Here is a 6,753-nt window from a genome sequence, read left to right as displayed (position 1 = left end):
CCACTAAGCGAATTGGTAGAGTCTGCTTACGCAAGGTATTGAACCGCCGTGTACGGAACCGTACGCACGGTGGTGTGAGAGGTCGACTAGTCAAATAATGGCTAGTCTCCTACTCGATTGGAAAATGTGAAGTGAAATTCATTTTCTACTTCAGAATCTGTTATACTGATTTTATGGAACAGAGGTGTTTTATGCAAAAAATTTTAAAACAAAACATTTTTATTGTATTTGCGATTAGTCTAGTGCTTATATTATTTGACATCTTTTTAGATTGGAAAATTATAGGTCTTATCGGAGTATCTTTTATACTATTTATTGTCGGATTATTTATTGGAAATCGAATCCTTCGCTTAATAATTTTCGTTGGAGCCTTATTTCTACTCATCTTAAGTTTGCTCATGATTCAATCAGTTTGGGTATTATTATTAGTGATTATCTTGTTTTTAATTTTATTCAGAACTAAAGATGGCAATGAGTTAATTCATTTTAAAAGTGCGTTAATCTTACCTAAGAAGTCTGAAAGTAATTATTTAGGGGTGCAACTCATTGAACCGCAAAGTGAACAGCGAACGATTCTGAATCAAGAATCGATTTTTGATTCATACAGAGAGAAGAAAGTAGACTTTGAATGGGATGATGTCAATATTGTCTTATTCGGAGGTAACCATATCCTAGATTTTGGTAATACAATCTTGCCTCAAGGTGAGACGACGATTGTTATTAGAAAGATGTTCGGTCGTACGCGATTAATTATTCCCAATGACATTGGTGTGAAACTAAACATTAGTACAATTTCAGGCGGAGTAGTATTTGAATCCCAACGCTATTCATTGACAGCGGACAACTTCCGTTGGATGAGTCCAGATTATGGTGACTCAAACCGAAAAGTGAATGTCATTGTATCGGTGACATTTGGAGATGTTGAGGTGATTATTCTATGAATTTTCGTTTATGGACTCATTTATTCTTCTTTCAATTTGTTAGTTTTTCAGCCGTTGTCGTCATCATTTTCGAAATTCTCATTTATGAATTAAATGTGATGACACTGGCAGAAGTGTTTACCGTTGAGTTTTTTAATATTCCAGTGTATTTGATTATTATCGCCTTTATTTTAACCATGAGTATCGTGTTAGCGATTATCTTAACCGTTGCACTGAGTTCACCATTTGAACAAATTAGAGCACGAATTAACTGGTTATTATTAGGAAAATATCAAAATGAAATATTCCGTAAAGAATTGCAAGGCGGAAATTGGTTTGATGCTTCAAGACAAACGGCGAAAGATATTAATCGCCTTCGGGACAAGATTGTTGATCTATCGACGGATCTACAAGAATATACGGCAGCACCAGTGTTTGTTGGTGAAGATACTAAAGAAGAGATTATTGAGAAAGAACGTAATCGAATTGCGCGCGAGTTGCATGATTCAGTCAGTCAGCAATTATTTGCTGCGACGATGATGATTTCAGCTATTAGTGAAGTTGCTGAGAGAGAAGAGTTATCGGTAACTAAATCTGTGAAAAAAGTTGAAGAGATTATTGGAAATGCCCAAACTGAGATGCGGGCATTACTCCTTCACTTAAGACCGATTGATTTAGTGGATCAACGTCTCGATCAAGGTATTAAACACTTGTTAGAAGAATTAGATACTAAGATCCCAATGGAAATTCATTGGAATCTCGCACCCGTAAAAGTTGATAGTGGGATTGAAGATCACTTATTCCGAATCGTTCAAGAAGCGATATCTAATACGATGCGGCATGCGAAAGCGAATAAATTTGAAATTTATTTAACTCAAGACAAACATTCAATTCAATTAAAAATTATTGATGATGGGCAAGGGTTTGATGTGAGCACAGCTAAACAAAAAGGTAATTACGGTCTTCGAAATATGGAAGAGCGCGTGAAGAGTTTAGGTGGAATATTGAATTTAATTAGTTCAATTGGTAAAGGAACATCAATCGACATTCAAATTCCCATTTCGAAAAGAGAGGTAAATGTATGATTAAAGTATTATTAGTCGATGATCATGAGATGGTACGTTTAGGGGTGTCATCCTACTTGGATGTCCAACCCGACATCGAAGTGATCGGTGAGGCTGAAAATGGGCTCATGGGTTATCACAAAGCATTAGAAGATAAACCAGACATCATCTTGATGGATTTGGTGATGGAAGTCATGGATGGAGTAGAAGCGACTCAAAAAATTATGGAAGAGTGGCCAGAAGCCAAAATTATTATTGTGACATCTTTCATCGATGACGAAAAGGTCTATCCTGCGATTGAAGCTGGCGCTAAGAGTTATTTATTAAAAACGTCTTCTGCCAGTGAAATTGCGGATGCTATCCGTGCGACTTACGAAGGGGACACGGTGATGGGACCTGAAGTTACAAGTAAGTTGTTAGAATATGAAGATAAATCCAGACAAAAACAAGCGCACGATGATTTAACCAATCGTGAATTAGAAGTATTATTATTAGTTTCAAAAGGGTATACAAATCAAGAAATTGCAGATGAGCTATTCATCACGCTAAAAACAGTAAAAACACATGTTTCGAATATCTTATCTAAACTTGAAGTAAATGACCGCACACAAGCAACTATCTATGCTTACCAGCATGAGCTCGTATAAGCAATTCAATTTATTCAAGCAGAATACTGGTTATTATAATAAAAATCTTTTATACTCAAAGCATAGTGATAATAAAAGGAGGAAGTGGCTATTTATGCCACGCACATATATATGGAATTAATTGTTGAAGATAAAGCAGTCAAATGGTTTGAAGAAGAAGTTGGAAGAGCTGAAGGTGCAGGAATTCGCTTTAAAACAATGATCTACGGAAGTAGTCCAGTACAAGATTCATTTGCTTTACAAGTTGAGCCTACCGAGCCACATTCACCAATTGTTACATTTACTTCTGATAATGGCTTATTATTCTTTATTGAAAAAGACGATGAGTGGTTCTTTAAAGAACATGACTTAGTAGTTTCTTTTAATGATGAATTAAATGAACCAAAATACATTTACCGTAAAGACGATGTGGATTTAAACTAGGACCAAATTAGTAAATAAAATTTATAGCTATCGTTAGCACATAATCAGCTAATGGTAGCTATTTTGTTGTTGCTTTATATGATATATCGGTATAAGATAGCTATTCGGCGATTTTTACAATAAGATGCAGTAAAGAAAAGGGGAATGTAGTTTATGACTCAGAACAATTTGCATGATTATGAGAAAGAATTTGCTAAAGAAGCGGAATATTTAGACTTTGTATATAAGAAAATGTTACAAAGTAGAGATAGCCTCGATGCATTTGTTAAAGAAGCTCGTGAAGACGGGCTGGCTTTTGTTCAAAAGATGTCCGAAGATGTTCGGGTCGATTTTAGTAGTTTTTCTGATAATATGGACACTTTCTCAACAATTGAGATGAAGAACCGCGAGATAGATCAAATGAATTCACGGATTATCTCAGCTGAAAAATTATTGGGAAATGTCAAACGGTCATTGGATGCTCCCTATTTTGGTAAAGTGGACGTTGATTTTCTAGAGGATGAAGAAGCAGAGTCATTCTACATTGGTATTAATAGTTTTGATGATGATAATTACGCAAAGTTTGTCTATGACTGGCGTTCACCAATCGCAGAGTTATTCTATAATAATACAACTGGCGAGTCTGCTTATGAAGTCAATGGCAACATGATTGAAGTAGAAATTGATAAACGTAGACAATTCGTTATCGATAAAGATACTTTATTGAAGTTTTTCGATACTTCGGTGTCGATTCAAGATGATGTGTTACTAGAAGCTTTAGAACAAGATAGTTCTAGTTTGATGCAAGATATCACATCAACCATTCAAAGTGAGCAAAATGTCATTATTCGAGATACGAAACATCCGATCATTCTAGTCAATGGAGTGGCTGGGAGTGGGAAAACTTCTACGATTATGCAACGGATTGCATATTTACTCTACTCATTTCGTAAAGAAATCACCTCTGATAATATTTTAATTTTATCTCCGAATGAGCATTTTGTATCGTATATATCTAATGTGCTTCCATCATTAGGTGAGAAAACGCCATTGAATATGACGCTTTTACAATTTGTAGGGAGACACTTGTCAATGGAATTAGAGGATGAACAAACGTATTTTAACCGTATTAGTAGTCACGAGGTTCCGAAGCAAACAGAGATTATTCGAAGTGCTTCCTTTATTGATTTTATTAATGAGTCAGAAGAGTTAATTTTACAACATATGGATTTCTTTAATCCAGTCTTACGTAAAGACAAAGAAATTGTTTCGACTGAAAAGATCTTAAAAGCTTTTGAACAGACGCCTGATAGCTCGCCGTTAATTGCACGTATTCAAGCGACGCGACAATTATTATCAAGTAATTGGGAGAGACGAATGACTAAATTGGCTCAAAAACCAAACGTGATTGACCGAGTGATGTCATTACCTGAATCTTTACAGCAAAAGTTCTTTAAAGAGCTGATTACGGATGATTCACCTCAAACGATAAACAAATATGCCAAAAGATATGTTCATATTCAATACAGTCAAGTAACCCGTGATGTTCGTGGTTTAGCTTGGATCAATTTGCAAGGTATTTTTGAAAAAATTTACTTTGCGTATACACAAGAAGTTTATCAATTTAATCCGGATGGCATATTAAACATAGATGAAGCTGTTGTATTTATTTACATTTATAATCGTTTCATCGAAAAGTTATCACTAACCAATATGCGATTTGTACTTGTGGATGAAGTTCAGGACTATACAGAAGCACAAATTCGCTTATTAGTGAGCTTGTTTCCTAAATCAGCGTTTACCATGGTAGGGGATGAGAACCAAGCGATATTTAATGCGAATATCAAATTCCAAGATATTATCAATAATTTCTCAGCCCGTTCAGAAAATGTTGAGTTATATCAATTGGTGAATAGCTACCGCTCAAGCGGATCCATTACGCGCTTATTCAATCGACTCGCAACTAATAACGATGAATGGGAAATTGTTCCGATTCGTCCGGCCGGAAATGAACCTAAAATTATTAAGGTTGAGACAAAAGCTGATAATATAAAATTATTAGAAGAGATTCACCAAGAACTAGATGGGAAAGCATTAACATTGATTACAAAAACAATGGTTGAGGCTGATGAACTGGAACAATTACTAGGCCAAGAACTGTTGGATCGATTAAATCTAACTATTATCCCAATTAGTTTATCCAAAGGGTTGGAATTTGATAACGTCTTGATTCATAATGCATCAAACGATAATTATCATACGCAACGTGATAAGCGAATTTTATACACTGCGAGTTCTAGAGCAATGAAAAATCTATATATTACTTTTTCAGATTCGTTGACTGAGTTTCTACAAGCATAAAAACGAATACTTAAAGACATAAAAATAGACGACAAGTGATCCAAATTTGGATTTCTTGTCGTCTATTTGTATTAATTAAATGATGCCACGTGCAATCAATGATTCAGCAATTTGTACTGAGTTTGTAGCAGCACCTTTACGTAGATTATCTGCAACAACAAATAAGTTTATGCCATTTTCTACCGAGTCATCACGACGAATACGACCAACATATACGTTGTCTGTATCTTCAGCAACAGATTGTAATGGATAGTCTAAAGTTTCTGGATTATCGGCAAGAATGACTCCGTCGATATTTCCAATTTCTTCGCGAATTTTCTTAATATCAAATTCTTTTTCTAATTCAATATTGATAGATACACCGTGAGACGTTTTGATTGGAACTCGTACCGCGGTAGCAGAGACAGGTAAGTTCTCAACACCTAAGATTTTACGCGTTTCATCAATCATCTTTTGTTCTTCTTTTGTATTACCATTATCTAAGAAGACATCGATTTGTGGAATCACTGTTTTGTTAATTTCGTAAGGGAAAGTACTTGTTGTACCTTGTTCTAAATCATCAATCCCTTTACGTCCGGCACCTGATACTGCTTGATATGTACTATAAACAACACGTTTGATACCGTAATTTTCTTGTAGTGGTTTCAATGGTACAACGGATTGAATTGTTGAGCAGTTGGGGTTTGCGATTAGTTTATCATCTTTAGATAAGACTCCAGCATTCACCTCAGGGACAACTAATGGAATATTTTTATCCATTCTCCACGCTGAACTATTATCGATGACAGTAATGCCATTACTTGAAGCAATCGGTGCAAAGTGTTTTGATGTTTCTCCACCTGCTGAGAAGATTGCGATTTGAATGGGTGCTGTTAAAGCATCCTCTGTTAGTTCTTGAATAGTAATCTCTTCACCATTGAAGGGGATTTTTTGACCGGCAGATCGACTTGAAGCAAATAAACTTAATTCACTCACTGGGAATTGACGTTCTTCTAATACTTGTATAACTTTACGACCAACTACGCCCGATGCACCTACAACGGCAACATGATATTTTTTACTCATAATTGGCTCCTTTCAATATTGTATGTTAATTTATAATTGAATTATTAAAAAGAGAGATTCCTTTTTAATTTTCAATTTATACCTATTAAACTTAAGCATTATCGCATAAAATGTCAAGTTAAAAATGCTTAGATTTAATAATTGATATTAAAATTTTAATCCTATCTTAATTTGAATTTACCCATTTTACGTTGAGGAATTATAAATGAGATTAAGAAAATAAATAAATTCAATTAACAGCCATTTTTACTCATTTCTCTAACATTGAACACACAAATAGAACGCCCATAAGCG

6 protein-coding genes are annotated in these 6,753 nt (G+C 34.9%); 5 read left to right on the top strand and 1 reads right to left on the bottom strand.

Going from position 1 to position 6,753, the window contains the following annotated elements:
- Positions 1-191 precede the first annotated feature (191 nt).
- From liaF to helD, 5 genes are all read left to right on the top strand, one after another.
- Positions 192-941: a cell wall-active antibiotics response protein LiaF gene (gene liaF, locus ACEN31_RS10805; RefSeq protein WP_407109412.1), complete on the top strand. Its 750-nt coding sequence runs from the start codon at positions 192-194 to the stop codon at positions 939-941.
- Positions 938-2,005 carry a sensor histidine kinase gene (locus ACEN31_RS10800; RefSeq protein ID WP_407109411.1) on the top strand — a complete coding sequence of 356 codons (1,068 nt, stop codon included), beginning with the start codon at positions 938-940 and terminating at the stop codon, positions 2,003-2,005. The genes liaF and ACEN31_RS10800 overlap by 4 nt, the downstream gene beginning before the upstream one ends.
- Positions 2,002-2,631 (top strand): response regulator transcription factor, encoded by a 630-nt coding sequence (locus ACEN31_RS10795; protein WP_138404651.1) that lies wholly within the window; start codon positions 2,002-2,004, stop codon positions 2,629-2,631. The genes ACEN31_RS10800 and ACEN31_RS10795 overlap by 4 nt, the downstream gene beginning before the upstream one ends.
- A 111-nt stretch (positions 2,632-2,742) precedes the next feature.
- Positions 2,743-3,054, top strand: a complete 312-nt coding sequence (locus ACEN31_RS10790) for a HesB/YadR/YfhF family protein (protein ID WP_407109410.1) — start codon at positions 2,743-2,745, stop codon at positions 3,052-3,054.
- Positions 3,055-3,207: 153 nt separating this feature from the next.
- Positions 3,208-5,394, top strand: coding sequence for an RNA polymerase recycling motor HelD (helD, locus tag ACEN31_RS10785; RefSeq protein WP_407109409.1), 2,187 nt, complete (start codon positions 3,208-3,210; stop codon positions 5,392-5,394).
- A 75-nt stretch (positions 5,395-5,469) separates the two neighbouring features.
- Here helD and ACEN31_RS10780 read toward each other — a convergent pair whose 3' ends face one another.
- Positions 5,470-6,459, bottom strand: coding sequence for an aspartate-semialdehyde dehydrogenase (locus ACEN31_RS10780; RefSeq protein ID WP_138404653.1), 990 nt, complete (start codon positions 6,457-6,459; stop codon positions 5,470-5,472).
- Between the last annotated feature and the right edge of the window lie 294 nt (positions 6,460-6,753).

This window comes from Ruoffia sp. FAM 26255, assembly GCF_045528525.1.
Lineage (GTDB): Bacteria > Bacillota > Bacilli > Lactobacillales > Aerococcaceae > Ruoffia > Ruoffia tabacinasalis.
The sequence above is the reverse complement of the archived record's forward strand: the minus strand, read 5'-3'. Positions and strand labels throughout refer to the sequence as shown.